General features: G+C 61.4%; 14 protein-coding genes and 2 pseudogenes. 9 read left to right on the forward strand and 7 right to left on the reverse strand.

All coding sequences use genetic code 11. The features are described 5' to 3' along the window. The first annotated feature begins 16 nt into the window (after nucleotides 1-16). Nucleotides 17-2,497 carry a glycosyltransferase gene (locus AC07XB_RS25200; protein WP_492829745.1) on the forward strand — a complete coding sequence of 827 codons (2,481 nt, stop codon included), beginning with the start codon at nucleotides 17-19 and terminating at the stop codon, nucleotides 2,495-2,497. Here AC07XB_RS25200 and AC07XB_RS25205 read toward each other — a convergent pair. Next, nucleotides 2,461-3,180, reverse strand: a complete 720-nt coding sequence (locus AC07XB_RS25205) for a Crp/Fnr family transcriptional regulator (protein WP_492829743.1) — start codon at nucleotides 3,178-3,180, stop codon at nucleotides 2,461-2,463. The two genes, AC07XB_RS25200 and AC07XB_RS25205, sit on opposite strands and share 37 nt — an antisense overlap. A gap of 395 nt (nucleotides 3,181-3,575) precedes the next feature. Between AC07XB_RS25205 and AC07XB_RS25210 the strand changes: the two genes are divergently transcribed. From AC07XB_RS25210 to AC07XB_RS25220, 3 genes are all read left to right on the forward strand, one after another. Further along, nucleotides 3,576-4,949, forward strand: coding sequence for a FecR family protein (locus tag AC07XB_RS25210; RefSeq protein WP_492829741.1), 1,374 nt, complete (start codon nucleotides 3,576-3,578; stop codon nucleotides 4,947-4,949). Nucleotides 4,950-5,011: 62 nt separating this feature from the next. Beyond that, a complete protein-coding gene (locus tag AC07XB_RS25215) occupies nucleotides 5,012-6,889 on the forward strand; it encodes a CHASE2 domain-containing protein (protein WP_494752806.1) in 1,878 nt (625 codons plus the stop codon). Between the two features lie 127 nt (nucleotides 6,890-7,016). Then, entirely contained in the window at nucleotides 7,017-8,282 is a 1,266-nt protein-coding gene (locus tag AC07XB_RS25220) for a tetratricopeptide repeat protein (RefSeq protein ID WP_492829737.1), read from the forward strand. Nucleotides 8,283-9,109: 827 nt separating this feature from the next. On the opposite strand, the pseudogene AC07XB_RS25225 reads toward AC07XB_RS25220, so the two are convergent. Then, a pseudogene (locus tag AC07XB_RS25225) lies at nucleotides 9,110-9,472 on the reverse strand (transposase); the annotation flags it as partial. A 1,075-nt stretch (nucleotides 9,473-10,547) separates the two neighbouring features. On the opposite strand from AC07XB_RS25225, the gene AC07XB_RS25230 reads away from it, so the two are divergent. Beyond that, a complete protein-coding gene (locus tag AC07XB_RS25230) occupies nucleotides 10,548-11,171 on the forward strand; it encodes a hypothetical protein (protein WP_492829735.1) in 624 nt (207 codons plus the stop codon). A 779-nt stretch (nucleotides 11,172-11,950) separates the two neighbouring features. On the opposite strand, the pseudogene AC07XB_RS25235 reads toward AC07XB_RS25230, so the two are convergent. Together AC07XB_RS25235 and AC07XB_RS25240 are read right to left on the reverse strand one after the other, a co-directional pair. Further along, a pseudogene (locus AC07XB_RS25235) lies at nucleotides 11,951-12,448 on the reverse strand (IS5 family transposase); the annotation flags it as partial. Between the two features lie 1,004 nt (nucleotides 12,449-13,452). After that, nucleotides 13,453-13,704, reverse strand: a complete 252-nt coding sequence (locus AC07XB_RS25240) for an H-NS family nucleoid-associated regulatory protein (RefSeq protein ID WP_492829733.1) — start codon at nucleotides 13,702-13,704, stop codon at nucleotides 13,453-13,455. A 2,700-nt stretch (nucleotides 13,705-16,404) separates the two neighbouring features. Between AC07XB_RS25240 and AC07XB_RS25245 the strand changes: the two genes are divergently transcribed. The 3 genes from AC07XB_RS25245 to AC07XB_RS25255 all read left to right on the forward strand — a co-directional run bounded on the left by AC07XB_RS25245 (nucleotide 16,405) and on the right by AC07XB_RS25255 (nucleotide 17,607). After that, nucleotides 16,405-16,683 carry a hypothetical protein gene (locus AC07XB_RS25245; protein WP_492829731.1) on the forward strand — a complete coding sequence of 93 codons (279 nt, stop codon included), beginning with the start codon at nucleotides 16,405-16,407 and terminating at the stop codon, nucleotides 16,681-16,683. Between the two features lie 37 nt (nucleotides 16,684-16,720). Next, complete coding sequence (locus AC07XB_RS25250; protein WP_492829729.1) at nucleotides 16,721-17,161, forward strand: hypothetical protein; 441 nt, start codon at nucleotides 16,721-16,723, stop codon at nucleotides 17,159-17,161. A gap of 143 nt (nucleotides 17,162-17,304) precedes the next feature. Continuing rightward, on the forward strand, nucleotides 17,305-17,607 hold the full coding sequence (locus AC07XB_RS25255) for a hypothetical protein (RefSeq protein ID WP_492829727.1): 303 nt from the start codon (nucleotides 17,305-17,307) through the stop codon (nucleotides 17,605-17,607). A gap of 617 nt (nucleotides 17,608-18,224) precedes the next feature. Here AC07XB_RS25255 and AC07XB_RS25260 read toward each other — a convergent pair. Together AC07XB_RS25260 and AC07XB_RS25265 are read right to left on the reverse strand one after the other, a co-directional pair. Next, nucleotides 18,225-21,440 (reverse strand): hypothetical protein, encoded by a 3,216-nt coding sequence (locus tag AC07XB_RS25260; protein ID WP_492829726.1) that lies wholly within the window; start codon nucleotides 21,438-21,440, stop codon nucleotides 18,225-18,227. 1,225 nt (nucleotides 21,441-22,665) lie between these two features. Beyond that, nucleotides 22,666-23,826 carry a tyrosine-type recombinase/integrase gene (locus AC07XB_RS25265; RefSeq protein ID WP_492829725.1) on the reverse strand — a complete coding sequence of 387 codons (1,161 nt, stop codon included), beginning with the start codon at nucleotides 23,824-23,826 and terminating at the stop codon, nucleotides 22,666-22,668. 854 nt (nucleotides 23,827-24,680) lie between these two features. On the opposite strand from AC07XB_RS25265, the gene AC07XB_RS25270 reads away from it, so the two are divergent. After that, complete coding sequence (locus tag AC07XB_RS25270; protein WP_492829724.1) at nucleotides 24,681-25,082, forward strand: hypothetical protein; 402 nt, start codon at nucleotides 24,681-24,683, stop codon at nucleotides 25,080-25,082. A 91-nt stretch (nucleotides 25,083-25,173) separates the two neighbouring features. Here the strand turns inward: AC07XB_RS25270 and AC07XB_RS25275 are convergent, their stop codons facing one another. After that, entirely contained in the window at nucleotides 25,174-25,416 is a 243-nt protein-coding gene (locus AC07XB_RS25275) for a hypothetical protein (RefSeq protein WP_492829722.1), read from the reverse strand. Nucleotides 25,417-25,833: the final 417 nt, after the last annotated feature.

Below are 25,833 nucleotides of genomic sequence, written 5' to 3' on the forward strand. Positions count from 1 at the left end.
AATGGCCGCGTGCGGCATGACCAAGAACTTGGCAGGAATAACACAGAATATGAGAGTCGCAATCGTGGCGCCGAGTCCGGTACCGTTCATCATCGGCGGGGCGGAGAACCTTTGGTGGGGCATGCTGCGCGAACTGAATCGGCGCAGCGGCGTGGTGGCAGAACTGATCAAGCTGCCTAGTCCCGAGCGCAACCTGATTGAGCTGCTGAACAGCTATCGCAATTTCTCCACGCTCGATCTGAGCCATTTCGATCTGGTGATAAGCACTAAGTATCCCGCGTGGATGGTCCGCCATCCGAATCACATGGTCTACCTGCAGCACAAACTGCGCGGGCTCTATGACACTTATCCTGGCGATCTGCCGACTCGATTGGACGAGGGCACGGTCGGGCGGCTTGGTTTACCGCCGGCGGTGGAACGCGCGCTGCTGCGCGGGGAGGGCATCGAATCGGTCGAGGCTTGCGAGGTGATCGACGCCCTGTTACCTCTGCTTGCGCGCGAGGATGTGCCGGAGGCGCTTAAACGCTTTCCGGGCCCGTTCGCGCGCGCCGTGGTGCATCTGCTCGACCGGATCGGGATGCAGCCGCGCCGCATTCGCCGCTACGCCGCGATCTCGCGCACGGTGCGAGGGCGTGCCGACCATTTTCCCGATGGCAGCGAGGTTGAGGTGTTCCATCACCCGACTGGCCTGGAAGGTCTTGGGGGAGCGGCGCCGGGGACCGACGGCGAAGCGATTTTCACTGCCAGCCGGCTGGTGGGCGCAAAGCGCATAGGCATGATTATCGACGCCTACCGTATCAGCGGCGTCGCGTTGCCGCTACGTATCGCAGGCAGCGGTCCGGAGGAGCCCGCATTGCGGGAACGTGCTGCAAATTGGCCGTCGATTACGTTCCTAGGCCGCCTGAGTGACCGCGAACTCGCCGCAGAGTATGCGCGGGCAGTATTCGTGCCGTTCGTGCCGAGCCAGGAGGACTACGGGCTGATTACGCTGGAAGCCATGCTATGCGGCAAGTCGGTGTTGACGGTGAGCGATAGTGGCGGTCCGACCGAGTTGATCGAGAATGGCGTCAGCGGCGTGATCGCCGCTCCCGATCCGATGTCTCTCGCCGCGGCCATGCGCGACATGGCTGGGACACTCGCGCGGACTCGCGAAATGGGGGAATGCGCGCGTGAGCGCGCGCTGCGTATTAGCTGGGCTTCCTTTGGCGACTGGCTCGTTGGTGGCGGGCTTGACTGCAAGGAGCAGCTGGAAGGTGGCGAGACCTCGGGCGCGATGACGGATTCGCCCGCCGTATTGGTTGCGGCGCGTCCACGAATCCTCGCGATCAATACCTTTGCCATCGAGCCCGTGGTCAGTGGTGGCAAGCTTCGCCTGTTTGGGCTATATCGGCATCTGGCGCGCACCTTCGATGTGCGCTTCGTCAATTTGGCTGAGACTGCCTTGCCCCGTCACGCCAAGCCGCTCGCTCCCGGCCTGGTGGAAGATGTCGTGCCGGTGTCGGCGGCGCTGCGCGAAAGGGCGCATGAATTGGAACACAAGCTCGGCGTCTCTGCGGGGGACCTCGCTGCCTCCATGCATCCGGAGAGCGCGCCTCAGTGGCTGGAGGCTATCCGTGAACAGGCCCGCCAGGCCGATCTGGTGATCTGCGCCCATCCTTACGGCTTCCCGGCGTTTCAGCTGGCGGGTGTGAGCAAACCGCACCTGTACGAGGCGCACAACGTCGAATATGATCTCAAGGCCGAGATGTACGGAAAGCATGCCTGGGCGGCGAATGTGGTCAGGCATTTCGAGCGGCAGTGCGCGGAAATGGCGCTGGGCATCACCACCTGCAGCGATGCCGATGCCCGCCGCATGCGCGAGCTGTATCTGCTCGGAACGTTGCCTGTCGAGATCCTGCCCAACGGAATTGAGATTGGCGAGACACCGTTCCTGCCGATGCGGGAGCGGCGTACGCGCGCGCGTAACCTTGGCAAGACGCGCAGTCTCGGCCTGTTCATGGGTAGCGCGCACCGGCCGAATGTCGATGCCCTGAACGAGGTGCTGCGGGCTGCAGTGCAGGTGCCGGAGATGGATTTTGCCATCATGGGCTCGATCTGCGGGACGGTCGATGCAGCCACACTGCCACCCAACGTCGCAGCGCTCGGAGTAGTGAGCGCTGAGGAGAAGGCGATCTGGCTATCGCTGGCCGACTACGGCCTCAATCCCATGCGAGGTGGCTCAGGTACTAACCTGAAGCTGGCCGAATACACTGCCAATGGATTGCTGACGCTTAGCACCGAGTTCGGCGCTCGCGGCAGCGGCCTGGAAGCCTGGCAGGATTTTGTGCCGGTTCAGACCGGTGGCCTGGCCCTGGCGCTGCGTGAGGCCGCAACGCTGGATGCAGGCCAGGCGCAGGCACTGACAGCCTCGGCCCGCGCCAAGGCTGTCATGTCGGCGGATTGGCAGACTATCGGCAAACGCTACGCGGCCTTCGCGTCGGATTTCCTGCGGACCTGAATTTCGGCTTCGCCCTTGGCCAATTTCTCAAGAATCACCGGCTCGCGGACGATCAGCCGACGCAGATCCTTCTGGACGATGCCGGTGCTGACCAGGGCATGGATGGCGCGCGAGACTGTCTCCCGGCTCACATTGGCCATGATGGCGATGCCCTGCTGGTTTGGCAGATTCTCGATCGTTACCAGGTTGCCCGTGGGGTTCTTGGCCGCGCTCATCAGAACGGCGCAGACGCGCGAGTAAGCGCGGTTCATGCCCAGCATTGAGCGATAGCTGGAGGCCTGCCGGATCGTGTTGCAAAGCTTCTGGAGCAGGGTTTCCACCACTACCGGATGATTATGGAAGAGCCATTTCGCCTTTTGTCGAGGAAGGAAGCCGACCAGTGAGTCGGAAGTGGCAACGATCGACGCCGACCTCGGTAGTCCATCGATGATGGAGAGTTCACCAAAATAGTCGCCCGGTTCAACGAAATCCAGTCCGACCTCACGACCGTCTTCGGCCAGCGCGATTACCTGGAGGCGGCCAGTCAGCAGCATCATCAACGAGTCGCCGGCCGTGCCGTGATGCACCACGAATTCGCGCTTGCGGAATCTCTGCATCCGGATCTCGGCCTGCACTTCCTTCAGTGTTTCGTCATCCAACCCGGCCAATATCCTCTGGCGTCTCAGCAGATCAAGCGGCTTCATTACTGAAATTCCCGACATGGTGTTACTCAGCTTTCAATTAAATTACAAGCTAACACGCCTGTCATCGGCCAGTTTGTGATCGGTGTCACAAAGCATCGGCCAGCCTTGCGCCATCATCATTTCGTCTGGAGCGCTAGTGTCCGCGCTGCCTTTCAGAGGGAGCGTTTCGTCGACATCATAGAAGCAATGTATGTGGGCACGGGAGTACTGCAACAGCGTGGCGTCTAGAGCGGATTGCCATCCCGCCCGCTTGCCGGCCACACCGCTGGCCGCAATCCGCAATGCGGATTCCGTAGATCGGTGCGGCGGGTTTGCTCCCGTCGCGTCCGGCCTGGCGTGCGTGGGGGGAGATTCAAGTGTATTGCGGCACGCCGTGGGGGGAAAAAGGGGGGGGGATGAAGTCGCTGTTTCGTGGTCTGTTGATACTGGCCTGCTTTTGCGGGGTCGTGGCGGTTCGCGCAGACGTCCTGCCCGCCGTGCTTGGAGAAGTCTCCGTGGTGGCCGGGGTGGCCACGGTGGAAGAGGCTGGCGTGAAGCGTCCCCTCGAACGCGGCACGGCGTTGCGCGAGGGGGTGACCCTCGAGACCGGGGTCAATGGCTTTATCTACGTCAATACGCGAGATAGTGGCTTTATCAGCCTGCGGCCCAATTCAAGCCTGACCATCGAGGCATACGCGTACAATGCCGATTCACCGGTGGATAGTCACATCAAGCTGCGCTTGAACCGGGGCGTGGTGCGCGCGATTTCCGGCAGGGGCGCGCAGGCGGCGCGCGAGCGCTTCCGCATGAACACTCCGGTGGCTGCGATCGGCATTCGCGGCACCGATTTCTCCGTTTTTACCAGCGCGGTGACCACGCGGGTAAGTGTGCGCAGCGGCGGCATCGTGATGTCACCTTTTGTCGGCGGATGTTCGCCGAGCGGCACGGGCCCCTGCGAGGGCGGCGCCGTGCGGGAGTTGTCCAGCCAGCGACAGGGCCATATCCTGCAGATCAATCGTGGTGACGTGCAGCCGACCTTGTTGGGGCCGCAGTACCAGCACCTGGCTCCGGACGCGGTGTCGCCACCGGGCAAGGAAGAGGGCGGGACCACTCCGGCGCGCGGGGTAGTCCCCGCGACGTCGCCCGCTGCCACTGCCAACGAGATTGCCTTTGGCGACGCCGTAAAGGATGTGCCGCTGCCACATGCCAGGGCACCGGTAGCGGAGCTGCCGGTCGCGATTAGACCATCGTCGCAGCCGATGCCCCCCGAGCCTCCCGAGCCGCAGAAGATCTTTTGGGGGCGCTATCAGAAACTCGCCGACCTGCCGGCCAGTACCAGTACTGAAGTCCTGCTGGATAACGTTCGCAAGATGGTCGCATTTGGCGGTTATGGCCCATTTGCGATGGCACGCGATGTCCAGGACGGCATGGCTATGCCGAAATCCGATATTTTTCAGTTCCAGCTCAGGGCTTCCGAGGCCTATGTGGTCAGCGAGGGGGGCGGGAAGGCTACCGCCGCGACCATCAGCGACCCGTCTCTGAGCATTGACTTCGGCAAGCTGCGCTTTGACACTCGTCTTACCGTGAGTACCGACAAGCTCAGTCACGCTGTCTATGCAAAAGGGTCGGTCCTGCCGGACGGCAGTATGCGTAGCGACCTGATCGGCAGCAACGCCAACGTGCGCGGAGCGCTGGCGGGGAAGAATGCGACGCAGGCCGGCTACCTATTCGGCAGCGAGATCGGCGCCACCGGGCAAACGGCAGTAGGGGCTACGGTTTGGGGACGATAGGCGTAGGCGTGCGGCCCGACAACCTGAGACTTGGCCTGGCCCTGCTGGCGATCGGGACGGTGGTGTTGCTGGGCAGTGGTGTCTGGGCGCCGGGCTGGTACACGCAGTTTGACCGGTTGCTGGCCGATGCCCGCTGGCGGTTGCGTGGTCAGGCCGAGCGCTCCGCCAGTGTGGTCGTGGTGGATATCGACGAGGCCAGCCTGGATGCTGTGGGGCCCTGGCCCTGGCCACGTCAGTTCGTGGCTGGGCTGGCGGAGGAGTTGTTCGAGCGGTATGGCGCGCGCGCGGTCGCGCTTGACATCGTGTTTCCGGAAGCCCGGGACGATGGCGAGGATGCCGCATTGCTGCGTGTTGCAGAGCGACACCGACTGGTGTTCTCGCAGGCATTCGATTTTGCCGCGGCGCCGTCCACGCTCGGCACCGGCTACTTGGCGGGCGGGTTGCCGCCGGCGAGCGCGGCGGACGCTTCGCTAGCGGCCGCGTCCGGTTATATCGGCAACTTCTTCAAACCTGGCCTGCACGATTGCGCCGGGCATATCACGCCGCACCTCGACGAGGACGGGCTGGTTCGGCGCATTGCGCCGCTGATCGCATACCGGGATAGGCTCTATCCGATGCTGGCGATGGCACTGTTGTTATGCGAGAAGCCGGGCCTGCCGCCATTCCTATCGTGGCCGGCGATGGCGTCGCTGGTGGCCGATGCCGACCGCGGTTTCCTGCCGATTCCGTGGCGTCACGCGCGCAATGGCTTCACTGTGGTGAGCGCCTCGGCGGTGCTGGCGCGCCAAGTGTCGGCCGAGGCCTTGGTCGGCCGCTATGTGTTGGTGGGCTCGTCGGCTCTGGGGGCGTCCGACCGCATCACCACGCCACTCGATCCCTGGTTGCCAGGGGTCATGGTCCATGCTGAGTTGCTGGACTGGCTGCTGGATGAAGCCGCGGCGCCCGTGCCGCGTTTTGATCTGTCCTGGCTGAGCTGGGGCTGGGCGCTCGCCAGCGTGCTCATGCTGGGCTACCTGTTTCGCCGCGGTGACGTGCCGTACGCCTTCGGCATGCTGGTACTGCTGACCGTGCTATGGCTGCTCCTGGCCGTCCTGCTGTCGGCTCGCGGTACCGGCTTGGCGCTGGCGCTCCCCTGTGTGGTCTACCTTCTGTTCCTCGGCATCCAGATACCGCTGGAGTGGGGCATGGCGCGTTCCGAAGCGCAGCGCTTTAAGCGGCGCTTTCGCCGCTATCTGCCGCCAACAGTCATGGAGTCGCTGCTCCGGCAACGCGATTTCGATACCATGCGCCCTGTCCGCCGTACGCTGACCGTGCTGTTCGCGGACATCGAGGGGTACACCGCGCTCGCTGAGATCATGCCGCCGGAGCAACTGGTTGGCTTGACCGAGATTGTGCTTGGGCACCTTACGGCGCAGGTATATCGCAGCCACGGCACCGTCGACAAATACATGGGCGATGCCGTGATGGCCTTCTGGAACGCTCCGCTTGAGCAGCCCGACCACGCTGACCGTAGCCTGGATTGTGCGCGTGCTATGCTCGCCGGCATGGCCGGGCTCAACGAACGGCTGCAAGCGAACTACCCCGGGCTGATGCCGGTGCGCGTCTGCATCGGCATTCACAGTGGCGAGGCCGTGGTGGGCGAAATCGGCTCGCAGACTCGCAAGAGCTATACCGCAATCGGCGATACGGTCAATATTGCGGCGCGCCTGCAAGATCTTTGCAAATCAGTGGCAACGGACCTTCTGATCGGGGAAGGCACAGCCGGCTTATCCCAGCGGCACGGCCTGGATCTGCTCGGGCGTGTGACCCTGCGCGGCCGCAGCCATCCCGAGGCCGTGTATGTCATTGCCGGGACACAGCTCCGGCGTGGGGCGACCACTGGGCCGGCGCCGGGTTGGATCTCGCGCGCACACGCGGCGGAGCGGATTGTTGACTGCTAGCATTCGCCGCTGTAAGTGTCTGCTGGCGTCGTCCGTGCTCCCGGTCCTGATTTCTGCCGGGGCTATGGCGCAACCAGCGTTGCCACGGCCGCCCCAGTTGCCTGGCACACATCCGCGCCAGCCGGACTTGCTCGAGGCGGAACGTGACGCGCCGCAATTGCTCCAGCCACCGTTGCCGCGCGAGAGCAGCTCGCCAGACCCCAGCGAACGTGCCCTCGACCTTTCGAGCCGCGATCACGAAGCCGCCTTCGGGCGCATATATCAGGCCATTGAGGCGGGCCGGGCCGACGATGCACGCCGCCTCCTGGCCGCGCTTGACTCCGATGCATTGCAGCACGCGGGAGCCGTGCTCGACGTGGCCATACTCTTGTGCGAGATGGGTGAGCGCGATGAAGCAGCAACGCTGTTCGCACGCCTGCAGGGCAAAGGCGATCCGCCGCCGGGCATCCGGCTGCTAATCGACACCTACCTGCAATCGGGCTGCAGTGGTCCGGGTAGCCGTCCACGTTTGCAATTGGGCGCCTACACGGGCTATACGAGCAACGCCAATCTCGGTCCGCGCGAGGCCATCGTGCGCTTTGCCGATAGCGCACCGATTTCCGAACTACAGCTGGCGCCTTCGGCGCTGGCGCAGCCGGACCGGTTTGCCGGACTGGACGCCAGTCTTTTATTACCAGTGGCCGGTATCGACGGACTCAGTCTGCTTGGCTCCGGTGTCGCGCGCCAGTATGCGCAGCGGCGCGACCACGATCAGTATGGCATCGGGCTCGGCATCTATTACGGCAAGGAATTGCAGGCCGGACTGCTAGAAGCGCAAGCCGGGGTGGGCCATACCTGGCTCGGCCAGCGTGCGTACCAGTACGGGATCAACGCGCAACTGGGCTACTGGCTGCCGGAAGCTGGCTGGCTCGGCATGCCATACCGGCTGGGGCTGGATACCAGTGTCGTGCTTGACCGCTATCCTGTCGGCCGCGATTTCGATGCGCGGCGACACGACCTGCGTCTCAAGGGCAGACTTGCACTTAGCCCGTCGCTCCATCTATTCGGCTCGGTTAGCGTCATCGGCGACCTCGCTCACGGCGATCGCGCCGGGGGGAACCGGGCGGGCTACGGGATGGTTGCCAGCCTGACCTGGCAACCCTGGCCCCGGCATGCCGCGGTCATACTGGCGCAGCGGCAGGTCCTGCGCGACCGCGAAGCATACTCGCCACTTTTCTTTGGCGGCACCCAGCGCCAGCAGGATACCCGCCAGCTGATGCTGCGCTACACTTACCAGTACTCGCGCACGCTGTCACTTTATTCCCAACTGGTTTGGCAGCGCGCCGAGGACGCGATTCCCATCTTTCGCTATCGCGCCGGCAGTTTGGCCGCAGGCGTGTTGGTGGATTTCTAGGGCTGCCGGACTAGCAGGCGCCCGCCCACGGTGTGACTGCGATCACAATCCGGACCACCGTGTCCGGCTAGCATCGCGTGTGGCGGACAAAGTTCAATCATAGACAAATGGACTGGGACAAACTGAGCAGTGGTGGGTTAGGCGAATTCCATCGTAATCCGGGGAGATCATCCCGCAATGGGCGTCGTCGCCAGTTGGGCGCTTTGCTGCTGCTTATTGCCCTGGCGGCAGCGATCGGCACATGGCATTGGCTGAGTTGAGTTCCGGAGTCGGGTCCGCGGGCGGCTCTGTCCAATGTTGCGGCACTGAATTTCGCGGCGCCGCATTTCCCGTCGGTTCACTCCTGTTTCGTCCCCGTGATTTCGGGGCTGGCGTCGGCCCATGCCCGCCTGCCAGCAAAAAAAGCGCGCCAACGGCTGGGGAGTGGACTGAAGGGAGTGGCAGAGCATTGGCACCAGAGGATGCCGATACTGTTCATTGTAGCAACCGGCGCTCAGGCAGGTGGTGATCGGAATTACATCCGTCGCTATGGTGCGCGGCGATGCATCATCGGGCGCTCACTGGGCCGCAGCGCGCGTTGGATTCAGGAAACATTGCACGCCTCGCCGGCGCGGTTATGGACTTGTGATGCACAGCACAAATCGGAAATCAGTCTTGCCGGGGTGTTGGAACTTCCGCGCTGGCGGATGTAGGGACTAGTGAAAACCGTCTGATAGAAAAAGCGCTAGATCTTAGCGGAGGCCAGGCGAAAGCGGGGTGTTGACGGCGCTAGCCGCTAACGAGGTGAATGGTATGTGCTGATGGCTGCGAGGGGGCTATGTGTTTCGTCAAGCACCAGAGGCAGATTTTGGCTGGCAGAAGGTGCCGTCGCGCAGCATGGCGAACAACACGTCGCAGCGTCTTCTGGCAAGAGCGATGAGCGCCTGATTGTGGCGCTTTCCTTGCTGGACCTTGCGAGCGTAATAGCCCCACGATATCGGATCTCGCAAGGCGGCAAAGGCTGAGAGGAACAGCGCTCACTTGAGTACCTTGTTGCCCCGCCTGGACGGATGTTCGCCGCGGAAAGACGAGCCTGAGCGGCGGGTGACCGGGGCGAGATCGGCGTAGGCGGCAAGATGCGCGGCCGAAGCGAAGGCTTTGTGTGCGACCTCAGTGAGGAGGCTGGCGGCGGTCCTGACGCCGACTCCAGGTGCGGGCGGTTTCCTCTCCTCGAAACTTGAGACGCGAGGCAGTCCGGGCCGGTGTCAGCACGGTCGGGGCCGTAGCATTGCAAGATGGTCGGGATCAGGGGACGGGGTTAGCATTTTCCTGTTGTCGCCGGAAGGCGTAGGTCTGGCCGGTTGGAATTCTTGCACCGAACAAAGGGCAGAGCAGGTGGACTGCTCCCTGCGCTAAGCGTCGTTGCAGTATGCCTTTGCGCCCTTGGTCGAAACAGGCAGGCAGAGATGAAGTCGTGGTCCGGCAGCTGTGGGATGCACTCCGTCTGCAGAGGAGGCGGTGCCTCGCAGGGCCAGGTGGCCACCGGGGAGCTCGTGGCACCTGCGTTCCGCCAGTTGTCGTTCGAGCGTACGCAACTTCCGACAGCCTTCCATTACCGCATTCTGCAAGGCTTGGCAGGCGGCATGGTGTGAGCGAAGCAGCTCCTCGATAGCCTGGCTTTGCTTTCCGGCGCTACATGTTGCGCCGTGGATTTCGAAGGAATCCACGACCGGCTCTTTGTTCTTGACGATCACGTTCTTCTTGGTGGACGAGGAGTGGACATAGCGGTGCCGAAATATCGTTCCTGTCGCCGCGGTGCCGTTCCTCTATGTGTAGGTCGGCAGACACAAAAAGGCCAGGTTGCTGAGAGTTCAGGCCGGGCACCCGGGAATACTGTCGAGACAGGGCAGCCCGAGTGTTCTGAGCCTAGGTCATCGGCACTTATTTCGCTGTGCGCGTCATCACAATAGCCGTCATGCGGATGTCCGGCCCGCCGCACGCTTGCCGCGCCCGGATGACGACAAAGAAATTGCGGCGGGCTGCGAACCTGTGGTCCAGTAACTGTATTCATGCCGGTGCGCCGGGGGAAGGACCGCGGCTGTCAACGGAGCTGTGCCATCAACCGTTGGTGGCGGGGCGGTAGGCTCGGAGGAAACAAGCACATGCCGATACGGAGCAAGCGGCAGTGGAGAAATCGGCGGCCCCCGATAAGTGGTGTTCGCGAGCGTAATTGCTCCTTCCCGAACAGCGTGGCGAATGTCTAGATTCTAGAGGTGGGTTAGCGAGATGTTCTTTATCAAAGTGGTGGATGGCGGGCCAATTGGCGGCCTCTTCGATCGGCTGGCGCTGGGCTATCTTTTGCCCGCAGGGGTCTCGTTTCCCTGGGTGTTATCGTCCGAATTGCTAGCCGAATACGGCTTTGCTCCTGCGCAAGCCACGCCTCATCCGCTGGTTGGCCTGCTGGAGGCCATAGCGCCAGACCGGTATGAACTGATCGACGGCGAATACCATCAGGTCTGGATAGTTCCTGATGCGGGCCTGCTGGAAGCCGCGCAAGCCGTTGCCCTTGCCGAGTTGGACGCATTGGCCGAGCGCAAGCGCCGCGCGGCTGTACGCGATTATAGCCCGGCCGAAGTAGCGGGCTGGAGCTCGAAGTGCTCCGAGGCGCAGGCCTATCAGGCCTCCGGTAGCTCGGACGATGCGCCACACCTTGTCAGCGAGGCGCAGGCGCGGCGGACTTTGCTGAGCGAGTTGGTCGACAAAATCCTGGAGAAGGCAGATGCGCTTGCCAAGCTCGAGAGCGGAATCTCCGGCAGTTGCAGGCGCAAGCAGGATGCGGTACGTGCCTGCACGACCGTGGAAGAAGTCAGGATGCTGTGTAGCAGATTTGATCTCGAGTGGCCGCTTTGAGCGTCGCGCCGCCTTCGGGCGGCCACGGCTCGTTGGCGTTGCCAACGGTCAGCGGTTGCCCCGGGAAGAGTCTCGCAGCGGCTTCAGTCGCTTTGGAGCAGTTTGGATATTCATCGCCGAAGACAATGGCGAACTCTCCGGTTCGTTGCTCGATCACCCAACTGCTGCCCGTTTGTACGAGTACCGTTACACGCTTTTTCACTGCCTTCCCCCGCGTTGCCTTTGTTGTTATGGTTTGTAATTTATTGAAAGCCTAGCTAGCAGATACTGAATCGTCCACCCCAAATTGGTGGGAAGCACCAGTTGGGAGCAGGCGGGAGTACCGCCCGCGCATAGGGGTATGCCCTCGGTATTCTTCCATGACGCTCCATCCTATCTCACACGCATGATCGTGCGCAACAAGAGACGATAGCTGCCACGACAGGCGCGCTTGCTGTATTGACGCAATGCCGGGCCGGTGGTTGACCGAGAGCAAGGCCTTTCCAGAGGGGGCGCACCAGTGCGATTGCCTCACACGGTAGCAATCGAAAGGACTCCAGAGGCCGGGGGGCCTCTGGCGGTCGCGAAGGGCCGAAGGAATCGAGCCAATCGGCTAGTCGAATTCTACTTTAGGGGTGCCGACGATTCTGTGACGGAGGTCACACGTGCAGGCACCCTGCAGGAGTTGGTTGTTGTTGCGATATTGCGAGAGAACAGTCCATCGAGGATTTCCGGGCAATGAGAGCTTTGACCTTCAGGAAGAAGCTGCTGGTTCCGGTAACCGTCGGCTGCGGTCATACGCGGACAGCGTGGATCGCTTCGATCAGCGGCAAGAGTTGGAGGATGTCATTGCGGTTCGCGGCAGTCAGGATAACTGCGATCGGCGTGCCTTTGGCATCGGTGGCGACGTGGTGTTTGGAACCGGGTCGTGCGTGCTCGGTGGGGTTCGTTTCTGTTTTTTGGTCCGCCCAAACCGCCCGCACTGAAGGGAAGTCGATGACGCGCAAGAAAGCGATGCGGTCGGCTGCACACAGTCTTGCCAGCAGGACCTCGTGCAGGCGAGCCCATACGCCCGCGCTTTGCCAATCGCGTAGCCGGCGCCAGCAACTGATTCCAGCCCATGTCGCTGGGTAGTCGTTCCAGCGAATGCCGCTTCCCAGCACAAACAGGATGCCGGTCAAGGCGGCCCTATCTGACACCGGCTTGCGACCCGGATACCGGAACCGCTGCGGTTTGGCTGGCGGTAGCAGTAGTTCGATCAATGCCCACAGTTCGTCGTCGATGATCGGCTTGCCCATCCCCACTGGCCTGTCGTCACAACGGTCGAGGTTAGCATGGTTGCTTTGCCGTTAACACTGCCTAACTGCTCTTTCTGAAACACCTTCTTAGGTGGAGGTGACGGAACTGGCGTCGGAGTAGTGCCAGGTTGAGCGGAGGACTCATCATTGCCACCACCTCCGCACGTGGCAAGGATGGTTACCAAGATCGCCGTCGACGCCGACCTGGGGACGCTGGAGTGAGGTTTCATTTCCGGCGTATCCATGGGAGTGGATCCAGTGTTACATCAGTCCCAAGCTTATTGCAGTGACCGATAGAACAGCGCGTGAATATCGCCCGGAGTGGGAACAAAAAGGTCCGCCAGTGAGCGCGCCAGGGGCCGTACTTTGCCTGGGAGTGGCCATGGCATCCGCATCAATCATCCTGCTTTACCGTTCGAGCCTCTGCACAACGCTGCGGCAATCTTCGCGCTGAGCTTGCCTCCATAGCGCATAGTTCGTTGCATCCTTTGCGTGCAGATACGAATTGGCTACGATTCCGGCTCTGGCGCAGAGGTCCTGAGCAGTCCCGTGGCGCAGCGCTGTTCGATACCGTTCCTCGGCCTCCTGCGCAAGCGTTCCAAACAGAGCCCGGGCGTCATCCGCTGGGTTTGGCAATTGCGCTGGCGTCGAAAGTGCTTTCGCAACTGGTGCCTCAGAGTCTGATGCGCCAGCAAGGACAAGGTACGTTGCGAAGCCAACTAAAGCAACGAGCATGGAGGGAATGGTGACTTTCGGCGACTTGAGTCCGAAGTGGCCGATCGACTGCGACTTGGTTGAGGGAAGGCGAGGAAGAGGGGCTCGGCACCGCGCGCAGCGGCGAAGCCAGGGGACAAAGGCCCCGCAGTTTGCGCATTTGATGGGAGTTTCTTCGGGCAAAGCGCACTTCCTCAATATGGAGGGCCTCACGCCAGAAAGAATGCCGAGACCGCGCGGCCAGTAGGCCCTTCGTGGCTGAATTTTTCTGTCCGACTCGTGATCGGGCATCATCTAGCCGTAGAAACCCGAAAATGTTCGACACTCTGCCCGGCGTGGACCGCTCGCTGTAGCCAACCCGGCATGGTGCCGCGCCCGTCCCAGTTCTGCCCCTCGGCATTGCGGAAGCGCACCGGCGGTTGAGTGGGCTGCGGCGTTGCAAAGCAGCCAGCGGCCTGCAAGTCCGCGACGGTCAGGCCATGCCGGGCCATCCGAATACGCACCCACGTGATGGCCGTCGCGCGCTCGATTTCGATCGACATGGATTCAGAGGTTCAAATAAAACGAGCCCGCAGGGCCGCGAACTTCAAGTTGCATCTGTCAAGCGTTGCGTTGTTTCCATGCGCAATAGGCACAGCCAAACCAATATTCGATCGCCAATTGTGGTCGAACTACTGTTGCGCCCCGCCGGAAGTCATTTTGTTGGACTCTCTTACAGGCGGTGCGAGATTATCGCAACCACGGTGTCAGGCGCTGTGACCAATCTCACAAGCTGCCGAAAATGCTCCGGGCCGCGCAATGGGCAACAAACACTGCGGCCTTGCCGGCTAACTATGATGATTCATTTCCCAGGTATTGGAGCCATGGATCGGATAGTCAAAAACCACGTCTGAACGGTGCACTGTCGTGCAGAAAGAGGCGTCGGATGGTGCTCGCGGCGCCCCCGACATCGATCACGCATAGAGCCAATCCGAAGATCAGGGCAACTAGCGCGGGAACCATCGCAGACCCCCATTGGGGGCACTATGTTCGTGCCGGTCGTGATCCATGAAAAAGCCAGGCACCTGGGAAGACCGCCTGGCACTCGGCGCAGCCTGTCGAGATCCACGCAGAGCAAGTGCTTTCAGTGTAGGTCACCAGTGCTGATTTATCTGCGGCAGCAAGCGAAACCGACCAAAAGTAGCAAGTCGCTGGCATGTACCACAGTGTCAAACAATAAGCTCCTGCTCTACAAGCTTGTTGGGTCGGTTGGTGTGGGGGCAGATGCGGGGTGCGCCGGCGCTGCGCTGGTTCTGGTACAGGGCGTCACCACCTGAGTTGGGTAGTCGGGGAACATCCGCTTGGCGGCCTCTACCGCGTGCGTCGGCGATTGATATTGGGTAGCGAAGACGATCGCAAACTCGCCATTTTGAAACGAAATTCTCCATCCCTCTTCACTTCTGAAGACTCTCAATTCCATTGAGGTCTAACCCCCAACTGCGTGAGTAATTCTTATGCTCAGATTGTTCTAATAGTCGTGGTACTCTGGTTCAGATGTATCAATTGTCTGATTTATCCGGTAATGATGTGTTGAAATGAATGCGCGTAATTTATATTGAGTGCGTTTTTTCGACTTTGCGTGTCACGAATACAACTGTTGCATGGGAGAGCCGTGATGTGATCATTTTTGTGCCGCATCGCATGCGGGCGCAATTAGATGGCCACTCCCACCGCTACGAGCGGGCTATGTCTCGCTAGCTTTCGGGTACCAGGCGAAGCCAATCTCGCCGCTTCGTGCGCCCCTTCGTCAAGAGCAACAAGAACAACTTCGTGGAGGCGGGTGGCAACGTCGAGATCCCGGTGGCTGCGTGTGGATACGGCGGCGCATGGTCCCAGCGCGGCGCAGAAGACGAACGCGAAGAGCAATCTGGATCTGCAGAACGTCCCAGACGTTGACAGTCAGACTGCCAGCGCGTGCAGCGCGGGGGCACGATCACGCTGGCGCTGTCGAACATCCCGGTCAGGGGCACCGCATGGGAGTTGGCGATCGAACTGATAAGCGGAGAGGCTGATACGCTCACCTGCCGACGATCAACTGGGTGAAGTCAGACGGCACGACTACCGCCAGACTCAGCAGTGCCGGCGTTACGTTGTAGTCTGGCGGCGCCGATTTTGTTCAGCTTTGGAGGCGGACCGGTTCCGCAACCATCTACGGCAAGGTGTTGCGCTGATGCTCAAGAGCAAGAAGTACTACGGCGGGTCCGTTGGCGGCAGGCATAGCGAGGTCACGTACACCGGTGCCCGTCTGAGCGGTTTAGGCGCGGTGGAAGGGACGCCGAATGAGAAGCGCTGCAACGATGGGTTGTCCGGAGCCGCCGGGTCGTCGGATTTCCAGAGAGCACGGCGGCGACAGCGACTGACTCCAATACTGCGCCATCGAATGGTGGCTACATCATGGCAGACCTCGGTTCGGGGAAGACCATCGGCAAGGTCAATCTGAGAGGGTTCGATGAGTTGATGGGGAAACTCTTGGTAATACGCTTCTAGAGTACTCGAACGATAGCAACCTGCTTCCGGATGGACGCTCGCCGCCGCTGTGCCAACATCGATCAACTCAAGTCCCAACAGCGCGATTCTGGCCTTTGCAGGGGCAACTGTTCGCTATTGGCGGTTGCGGGTGAACGGCGGCAAGGCTGGACGCTTACGCTAACGCGGATTCGGACGAGGCGTGGGGGGCGTCATTGGGATGCGCTGATCGCGCTCACGCGCGATGCCGTGGTGGCAGGATACTTGCCGGCGGAGATGGCGGCTCGCGGAGCTTGAAGCACTGGGAGGCGACGATCTATCAGCGCACGTAGGACGCCGCGCGGGCGCCCAATCTGGAGCTGGACGCAGAGGCGCGCCAGATCCCGCTGACTGACCTAGCAGCCAAGGTATTGGCCAAGGGCGCGGCGCTGTCGCAGCTTGAGGCGGGCATTGCCGGTACGTGCGGCCGTAAGCGTGCGTCAACGTGTCGGAGGTCCAGGCGCTGGTCGGGGAGATCGACGTGGGGTGGTCGGTGTAGGGGAAAAAGGCCGGACCACCAGAGGGAGCTTCCAAGGAGATCAGTGTGGTCTGGCACTCGGTACAAACATGATCCGGGAAACCGAGTGCCCTAAATCTAAGGCATCAGAACTGATTCAGCTGTGACAGCAAGCACAACCGCCTTCGAAGTGGTTTTTTTACGCCCGCTTCGTGCGGGATTCTTCTTTTACGGGATAGACATGGAACCCAGCACGGAAAACCGCAGGCCGCAGCGGATCATCGACGCCAAGCTGCCTTTGACATGGTTGCTCAGCACGACGGGGGGCTTGCTGCTGCTCTATGCCTCGCTGCTGTGGCGGGTTTTCGCGCAGACCTCGAAGATTGATCTGCTGATCCTGCAGACAACCGAACTCGAGCGCCGCCAGGATGACGCGACATCCGCATCGATGGCGTACAGCGTTACATCTACGACCTCAAGCGCGTCAATGACCTGCAAGAGCTTCGGCTCGAGCGAGTAGAGCGCATCCAACCCCCGCAACGAATCGAGAACCGCCAATGCAACGGGTGAAAGCCCTGTTTGATTCGTCCGCCTGGCTGCTGATCCTGCCGGCGCTGGGTGGCCTCTACCTCGTCGATGCCGCGTTGGCCGTCACGCTCATGCAATGGACGCTGTTTGCCAGCGGTGCTGGCTGGCGTCGGCATCATTATCAGCCGGATCGTCTTTCCCCAGGTGCGGCTGGGCGACCTAGTCGAGCAGGCCAGGAAGCCGCCGGCCGGCGCTGGCATGGTGGCTGGGGCCCTGATCGTCTTCGTCGGGTTGCTGCTGCTTGCGCTGGTGTTCTGGAGCAAGACGTGATCCCGACGCTGGCGAAGGTCTACCTACTGGTGCTGCTGGCCGTGCAAGTTCAGGTCTGGCCAGATTCGCCGATACCCTCATTTCTGGCTGCCCAGGTCGATAGGGAATCCTGCATCAGCCTGACGCACAACAAGTGCTGAAAACCGCGCGCGGAGCTGAAGACGAGCCGCGAGTATGGGTTCGGCTTCGGCCAGAACACGCGAGCCTACGACGCCGACGGCTCGGTGCGGTTCGACAAGTTCTCCGAGCTGCAAGCGGCCCACGCGAGTCTGCGCGGCTGGACGTGGGAAGCTGGTTCGATCCGCGGTACCAGTTCGTCGTCCTGGTGGAATTGTACAAGGCCATCTACAGCCGGGTGCAGGGCGCTGCCACGGCCTTCGAGCGCCTGGCCTTCACGCTGTCGGCCTACAAAGGCGGCGAGCGTGGGCTACAGCAGGACCGCCTGCTGTGCCGCAATGCCAAGGGCTGTGACGCTGCGAGCTGGTTCGGCCACGTCGAGCACCACAGCGCCAAGTCGCGCCAGCCGTGGAAGGGTACGGCGAGAGCGCGTTCGCCATCAATCGGCGCTACCCGCGGGAGATCCTAGGCAGCCGGCACGAGAAGTACGTCGTTCACATGGAGATGCAGGAATGAAGCTCTTGAATCCCTGCGTGCTGTTGGCGCTCGTCCTGGCGCTGCTCTCCATCTACGGCCTCGGCCGGTACCAGGGCGCTGAGGCAGAGCGCCTGACCTGAGAAGCCCAAGCTGCCGGGGACAACGCACGCATCAAAGGGGCTGGGGGAGCGCGGGGCAGAGAAGACTGTCCAGGTCGTGATCCAGTACGTGGACCGGGTGCAGGTCATCCGGGAGCGAGCCAAAACCATCACCAAGGAGGTGCCGATCTATGTCTCGTCTGATTCTTGTCCTATGCTTGGTGGCTTCCGGGTGCTCCATGACGCCGCCGCGCGGGGCGAGCTTCCCGACCCCGCCGGAGTTGCCGATGCCCCCGCCGCCCCAGCTCAAGACGTTGCCGCCACAGTCTCCTACAACTACGGTGCCTGCCACGCAACAGCGGAGCAGCTGAGAGCGCTGCAGGAGTGGGTGAGGGGGCAGCAGGGGTCTTCGTGCCGTAGACCGAAAGGGTTGCGTGCCGGTGATGCCTTGGAAAAAGGGCTGGCGCAGGGCCAGCCCTCAATCTACTACTTACAGCGAGACTTCACAGCATCAGACCCACGTGAGGTCCGAGATTGCGAGGCTGCCCAGTTGGTTGGCTGCACCCAGCAGTGCAACTTCATGAACGGCTTGCGAGAATGCCACATTGCCGTTGTTCAGGATGGCATCGGCCGCATCGAAGGTGCCACCGTTGTTCTTGAACAGGAACTGCAGGTCGTCACCGTTCGAATCGTAGTTGAACGTGCCATTCGCGTTATAGCTGCCAACGCGGACGATCACGCGCAGATCCGCCAAGTCCGTACCAATGTAGCCGCCGACACCAGGGAAACCAGTGCCGCCGGGGAAGTTCGTCACGTACATGGCATAGTTGTTGTCATTGATGTCAACGCTGAAACCGTAGTTGGCGTCGTTCAGGTCCGGGTTGGCGTAGGAGGAATCCCGGCCCGTCACGTCAATGAACAGGCGATCTTCACCGAAGGTGAAGTCGGTGATGACGTCCGGCTTGTTTGCAGCACCGGCATTCGTCGACTTGCCCGATTCAGCCGGATTGTCTTCAAAGAAGAAGTAGAACGTATCGGCACCAGCGCCGCCGGTCAAGGTATCCGCACCGTGATCGCCAGCGATGAAATCGTCGCCATCACCGCCGTCGATCTTGTCGTTGCCTTCGCCACCGTACAGAATGTCACGACCTGCGCCGCCATTCACGACGTCATTGCCGGCGTTTGCCCAGATGATGTCGTTACCGGCACCACCATTCAGAACGTCGGCCTTGTCGGAGGCGAACACCGTATCCGCTTGGGCCGAGCCGATGAAGGTAAAGCCGCTGGCTTCCGACAGGTTTTCCATCACGATGGTAACGCCGCTACCCTTCAGCGCCGAGGCGTCGATGGTGGCGAAATTGTCGTCTTGGAAGGTGAAGCCAGCGACCTTACCAGCGCCCGACAGGATCAGCTTGCTGTTCGCGCCAGCCTGCTCATCGAGATCGAGGCCGACCAACTGCGTGGGGAAGGCGCCATTCGGCAGTTGGAATGGATAAGCGTTGCCATCGAGTGATGCGCCGGCAGCTACATCCACCTTCATCAGGTTGACCGATGCGGCTTCCAGCCAATCGCCAGTTTCGTAACCACCATTGAGGTGCACGTGGGCCGAGGCGGCAGCTGTGACGTCGAGGCTGGTGATGGTGGCTCGCTTGTCCAAGCCGGCGGCGTCGATGCCCCACGAGGTGAGCTCAGTGCTAACGCCAGCGCTGAACTTGACGGTTTCCAGATCGCCAGCAGCACGCCAGTCACCTACGCGACCGATCTCGATGTCGCTGTCGGTCGCCGATTGGACCACCAGATGTTGCAGGTTCGATGCTTCATCCATCAGGCTGTGGAATGCATCGCCCAGGGAAACGTCGCCCAGAGCGGTCGACTTGATTGTCAGGCGCTGCACCGTGTCGCCGTCCAGGATGGCGCTGTCGGTGTAGTTATTGCCGTCGATCTTCAGGTCGCCATCGGAGTTGTTGGTGATCGCCAAGTCGGTCGTGTAACGGCCCGTGAAGGAGTCGTCCACTTGCAGGCCGTGCGAGATCACAACGCTCTCCGTGCCGTTGTGGTTCAGCGCAACCTTGTCCGCGTTGATCACGCGGATGCCAGCCGGGTTACCGGCATTGCCGATCGCCGAGGTCTTGCCTTCGATGTTGATGTCGAGGGAGGTCAGACCTTCGCCGTCGTAGTCCACTTCAACGCCCTGCGCCAGGTTGCCCTGGATGTTCAGGGTCTTCAGCGTGTTGTCGAAGTTGTTGAAGTCGGCGCGGCCAGTCGAAGCCTTCAGATTGATGGTGGCCAGGTCGTTGATATTGGTGCCATCCAGCTGAACCGAGTTCAGGAAGGTGGCGTCCAGCGTTTCAACGCGGCTGATGGTCGGCGCGCGGTTCGATTCGCCCGGGGTGGCGTTGGCGTCAAAGGTAGCGATGATCTTGTCGGCACCAGCACCGCCGTCGATCACGTCACCTGTGCGCAGCGAGTCGCCCACGTTCAGTACATCGTTGCCCGAACCCAGCTTGACATTCACCTGCTGGTCGGACTCGGCGATGCTCAGCTTCAGGTTGGCGGCGACGCCAGAGGCGTCGATGGTGGTCAGGCTGGAGTCCAGCGCGTTGACGATGCCGAAGGTCAGGCCGGCCTGGCCGCCCGAGATGTTCAGCGTCTTGGTGCCGTCGCCGATCAGGTCGGTCAGGATCGACTCGAAGCCGGCGCGGTCGTCGTTGATCTTGAGGTTGATGGTCTCGACGTCGAAGCCCGCATCGGTGTTGATTTCCACCGTGGTGTTGACTTCCTTGACCGATACGTTGGCGGCCTTGCCCTTGATGTTCTGGCCGTCGAAGTTCAGCGTGATCCTGTCATCGGCGTTGATGGCATCGACCAGGTCATACTTGGTGTCGGCGCCTTGCAGGTCCAGCAGGGTCACGTCGCCCTTGACCTTCTCGATCTGAACTTGCTTCAGGTCGGTCCAGTTCTTGGTGGTGATGGCGACATCGCCGGTCGGCTGGATCGTGACCTTGCTGGCGCCGGTGATGGTGGTGCCGGAGTACAGGGTCGGGCTGGCTGCCAGGCTCAGTACCACCTGGCCAGGGCCGGTGATCGAGTCGCCTTGCGTCAGGGTTTCCGTGCCACCCGTCACCTTGTCGACGGCGCCGAGCGTGACGGTGTCGATGGCGGTGGTGAGCACCTTGCTGACGGGCACCGGGGCCGGGCCAGCCAAGAGCTGGTCGATGGTCTGCTGCGGGTTGCCACCTTGACCGGGTTGTGTCACCGGGTGCAGCCAGTCGCGGGCTTGTTGGGCGGCCCAATCGCCGCTGTATGCGAGAATCTCCGGGGTGGTGTTCAGCGCGTCGGTGAATCCGTCGGCTGCAGCCAGTTTGGCGTCGACAGTGACCTTGTCGCTACCGGTGGCACCGTTCAGGATGTCCAGCGCAATACTGGCCAAGGTTGCTTTCGGCGGATTCGCAGACAGCAGACCAGTGTAGAACAGCAGGCCAGACAGATCCGGGGCGCGATTGAACAGTTGTTGATAGATCGCGTTGATCTTGGACTCGAAGGTCTGGTTGCCGTACAACGCAGTCGACTCGGCCGAGTTGCCGAAAGCGTCGATGATGGCGTTCAGGTTGCCGCCGGCCAGGTCGAGCTTGGTGGCCCAGAATTCCAGGCCAACGGGATCAGCCGGGCGACCGTAGTAAGCGATGTAGACCTTCTGAACCTGATCGTAGTATTGCGATGCTGCCATGGTGTAACTCCAAGGAGGTAAAAACAAGCGATCTGGAATTCGATCTGCGGTTGATTGCCGGCAGGCAAGTTGAAGTCCAGATCTCGCTTCCGTAGCACGTGCTATTTGCTGTGCAGTTCACAACACGCCTTTTGCGTGTTGGGGTAAGTATCCAAATTCGAGAACAATCTATCTGTGATGAGGGGCACAAAATGCCGCAATGCAGTTAGAGAAATGCGAGATGTTGGAATCGGGTGATAGACCGCACGGCGCACGGGCTCCGGATGGAGCCGGTGGTTGCGGTTTGCCGGTACGGGGTAAGCAGGAGTGCGCTAGGGACTCAGCATAAAAAAGCGCCAAACCCTCCGACAAGGGCTTGGCGCGCAACGAACACCATCTGTTAGCGCGATCAGTCACTAACGGCACGATTGTGGCCCAAGGCAACGTCGGCAGCAGTGATGGCTGTCACGTAAAACGACTCGTCACCTTTCGCCAAGCAGAATCTCTCCCGGAAGTACTTCGGAATATTCAGTAACGCGATTTGTGGTTCCAGTCCCCTCAACCGGACGTGGGTGAGGCGGAGTGTGATGGCTGGGAAAGCCACTGGATGTGGCTAGAAAAGGAACGCCCCAGTGCCATCACTGCGCAACTGGGGCGTTGGGACGTTTGACCCCTCTTGGGCCGTCCATGTCAGCAAGCCGTCGCCGACAGTTTCAGACTAGGCGACGATCGGTGGGCTTGCTGTGACCGCTATCACAATTTCTTGCGTCAGTGGGATCGCATGGTGCTGAGAGCATAGGCAAAAAAAACCAGACCATCCGGGGCGATGGTCTGGCAGCGGGAATGCTAGCGGGTCAATCACCAGCGAGAACCATTGTATGGATGGTCGTATCTCTGATGCGGTGACGAGTATCACAAATCAGCAGAACGCTAGCCAATCGACCTGTGCGGCTTGCTGAACGAGCTGCTGACGATCCGATCAAGGATCGGGGGGCCGGGCGTGAAGGGCATGCAGGTGGTGCTGGTGCGGTAGCCGCGCTGCTGGCCGGACGCGCCGGCACTCAGTCGCGGGTGATCACGCAGACCCGGGCAGTGGAGGTGCCCGTGGCCGTGCCGTGCAAAGCCGAGGCGGCGCCGCAGCCAGCCTGGGCGTTGGATCAGGTTGACCCGGCCACGGACGTGTTCACGAAGGGGCGGGCGCGCTGGTGGAGGTCGGCCAGCGCCGCCAGTATCAGTTGCATGCCGGTTATTGCGTGGCGCCTCGCACGTCCAGCGGAATAACCGTCGCTGTTTCGCTCTCGTTCTGGATGGCGTGCGCGAGCGCCTTTTCTGCAAGCGAGTCCGCATCTTCCGTGCATTCAGCTACCCATTCTCGGAAGGTAGAGCGGAAACCGTGCGCGGTGATGTGGCCGTAGCCCATGCGCTCAAGCACCTTCAGCATCGCCATGTTTGATAGTGGCTTTCCTTTCTTGCGACCTGGGTAGAGCCAGTCGTCCCGCGCGCCGGGTAGCGCCTCCTCAACTAGTTCGACGAGGCGATCAACCATCGGGATGCGTAGCGGCAACTCCATTTTCATGCGCTCACCTGGCACGGTCCAGACGCGATAGCGCATGGAAAATTCCTCGGCCCGCGCAAATTGGACTTCCTGCGTGCGCACGACCGTCAGGATCAGGTGTTCAAGCATGCGGGCGGCGGTTCCGCGCTGTTCGCGCAGTGTCTTCATGAAATCAGGCATTTCCTGCCACGGGAGTGCCGGGTGGTGTTTGATCTTCTTGCGGCGATGTTGTCTGGAGAGCACTTTGTCGAGCTGGCCGCGCCAGCGTGCAGGGTTTTCGCCTTCGCGGTGTCCGAGCGCCTTTTCGGCGTCGAGGATGCATTCAAGGCGGCCACGCAGCCTGAAAGCGGTCTCGCGCTTCTTGATCCAGATCGGCAGCAGCACCTGCACAATCATGGCGGTGTCGATGTCGCGCACGTCCTGATCGCCGAGTACGGGGAATGCGTATGTGGCGAGCGTGTTTTCCCACTGCTGGGCATGCCTCTTGTTCTTCCAGCCATCGCGGTGTTGACCGATGTAGCTGGCTGCTCCGGCCTTGAATAGGCGCGGCCCGGTCGTTTCGAGGGAGCGTTTTCTCTGCTCGGCTTTCCGTGCTTCAATCGGGTCAATCCCATCCCGAAGGAGATCCCGGCATTTTGCAGCCTCCGCGCGTGCCGCAGCTAGGGAAACTGAAGATAGGGGTCCTAACCCCATTTCGCGTGATCGGCCGCGCAGCGTGAACTTGAATATCCAAGAGCGCGAGCCTGTCTCGGAAATCTGGAAATAGAGGTTGCCGCCCTCCAGGTAATGCCCAGGGGCGTCCAACTTGCCGATCTTGAGGGCTGTAAGCCGATGCAGTTGCCGTGTCGCCATTTCTCACCCCCGTTCGATGGGTGGATTGTGTCGGAGTGATCTGGAACCAGCAAGAAGAGAAATACCCCCAAAACCGCGCCCCCACTGGGTTCCGGGGTGATTATACGGAATGCATCGGAACGCCTTGGAGTGAGTACTGGCGGAAGCGGAGGCAGTCCTGGCGGTAGCGGCACGCTCGGGAGCGGCTTTACCGGGTTCTCCGGGGGCAATGGTGGACAAGCGTCTAGTGGCTATGGTTGGGGGAGGCGGGGCCAGTGCGGGATATGCAGCAAATGGACCCGCCGGCGCGTTTGGCAGTACCAGCAATGGTTCGGTAGGCGTGGGTGGAAGCGGCGGCAGCGGTGGTCGCAACACCAGCAGCAATACTCGCGGCGGGGCCGGTGGAGTTGGCCCATACGGTCAAGGCGCAAACGGGTCCGCTGGGACAAACACCAGCGATGCTACAGGCGGTTCTGGTGGGGCAAATGCTAGTGGTATTGGCGGTGGTCTATATGGTGCTGGCGGTGACTCCAGTTCTGTAGCGGCTGGGCAGGGGTCGCTCGGCTGCGTCCGATTCATTTGGGGGCCGGGCCACGCCTTCCCGTCCACTAACACACAGGACATGTAAATGCGCTATCTCTGCACACGAATCGACGCGAACAGCCAGCCCGAGGGCGCCCTCCTGATGCGGCACCAGATCGCGGCGCTCCTGCCCGAGGGCACCGGTTTCCCCGAGCCGATTCCGCTGCACCTGCTGGTCGAACACGGACTTCCGCTGCGCCCGGTGGCACTGCCGCCGGAGCCGGAGATCTATCTCCCTGCTGGCCTCGCTGGATTACGGCCCGCTCGAATGGGACCCCAGCGCGCAGGCCTACATGCAGACATATGTGGTCGCCGAGCTGGGCGACCTGGCCGCAGCGCAGGCGATTGCTGTTGCTGCCATTGAGGCGCTGGCCAAGGCGAAGCGCGATGCCGTGGTGGCCGCCTTCAGCCCGGCGGAGATGGCGGCTTGGAGCATAAAGCGCATGGAGGCGATGGCCTACCAGGCGACGCAGGACGCGTCGAGCGCGCCCGCCCTTGCTACCGAGGCACTGGTGCGCGGTATCCCGCTTGCTGAATTGGTAACCAAGGTGTTGACCAAGGGTGCGGCGCTGTCGCAGCTGGAGGCGGGCATTGCCGGGACCTGTGGCCGTAAGCAGGACGCGGTGCGCGCGTGCACCTCCGTGCCGGAGATTCAGGCACTAATCGAGGAGAGCGACGTGGGGTGGCCGGTGTAATTCGACAAAAAAAAGCCAGGTGCGGCCGGGGGGCGGAGCACCTGGCATTCGGGGGCAAAGGGTAGGCCCAAAAAGACCCCGAAGAAACGTGTCACGGAGGAGATCGATGAGGGTTGGCCGATGTAGCGGCAGGTGCAGTGTGTGCTGGTGTCGTCTCGGCCTTGGTACCCGGCATCACTGTCTGAGTGGATTGGCTCAGGAACATCTTTTCGGCGGCATTCGTTGCCCGCATTTGCGTCGGATATTGCTCCGCAAAAACGACAGCGAATCCGCCTTTGTGCCGCTCGATTTTCCAACCATCGGCACGCTGGACAATCACCGTTTCCCATTCCACTGCAGTCCGCCTTTTAGAGGGGTACCAATGTGAAGATCATATTGGCGCCATCCCTACGGTGTCTCCCACCAACCTGTCTAATTGACAAAATCGACAAAATAACCACTATGCGCGAATACGATATATATTTCGCAAAATGGATAATTTTAGCGGTGAGGTTGCTATTTTTTTGTCGCTGCAAGGTACTTTTTTATGCTCGCCGCACACGCGAGATAGCCAAGCGAACGACACTGCGCGCGTGGACCAGCGTGCCGGAGGCGTAGGCACTGGCCGAAGAGATTGACGTGGGGTGGCCGGTGTAAAGCGGCTGGCCATAAAAAAGCCAGGCTTCTGGGAAGATCGCCTGGCACTCGGTGCGCTTGCCGGGGAGCAGCGACACCGAGCACTTTCAATTTAGGTCACTAGCGTAGATAAGTC

This window comes from Cupriavidus sp. GW821-FHT02F09 (assembly GCF_059421605.1).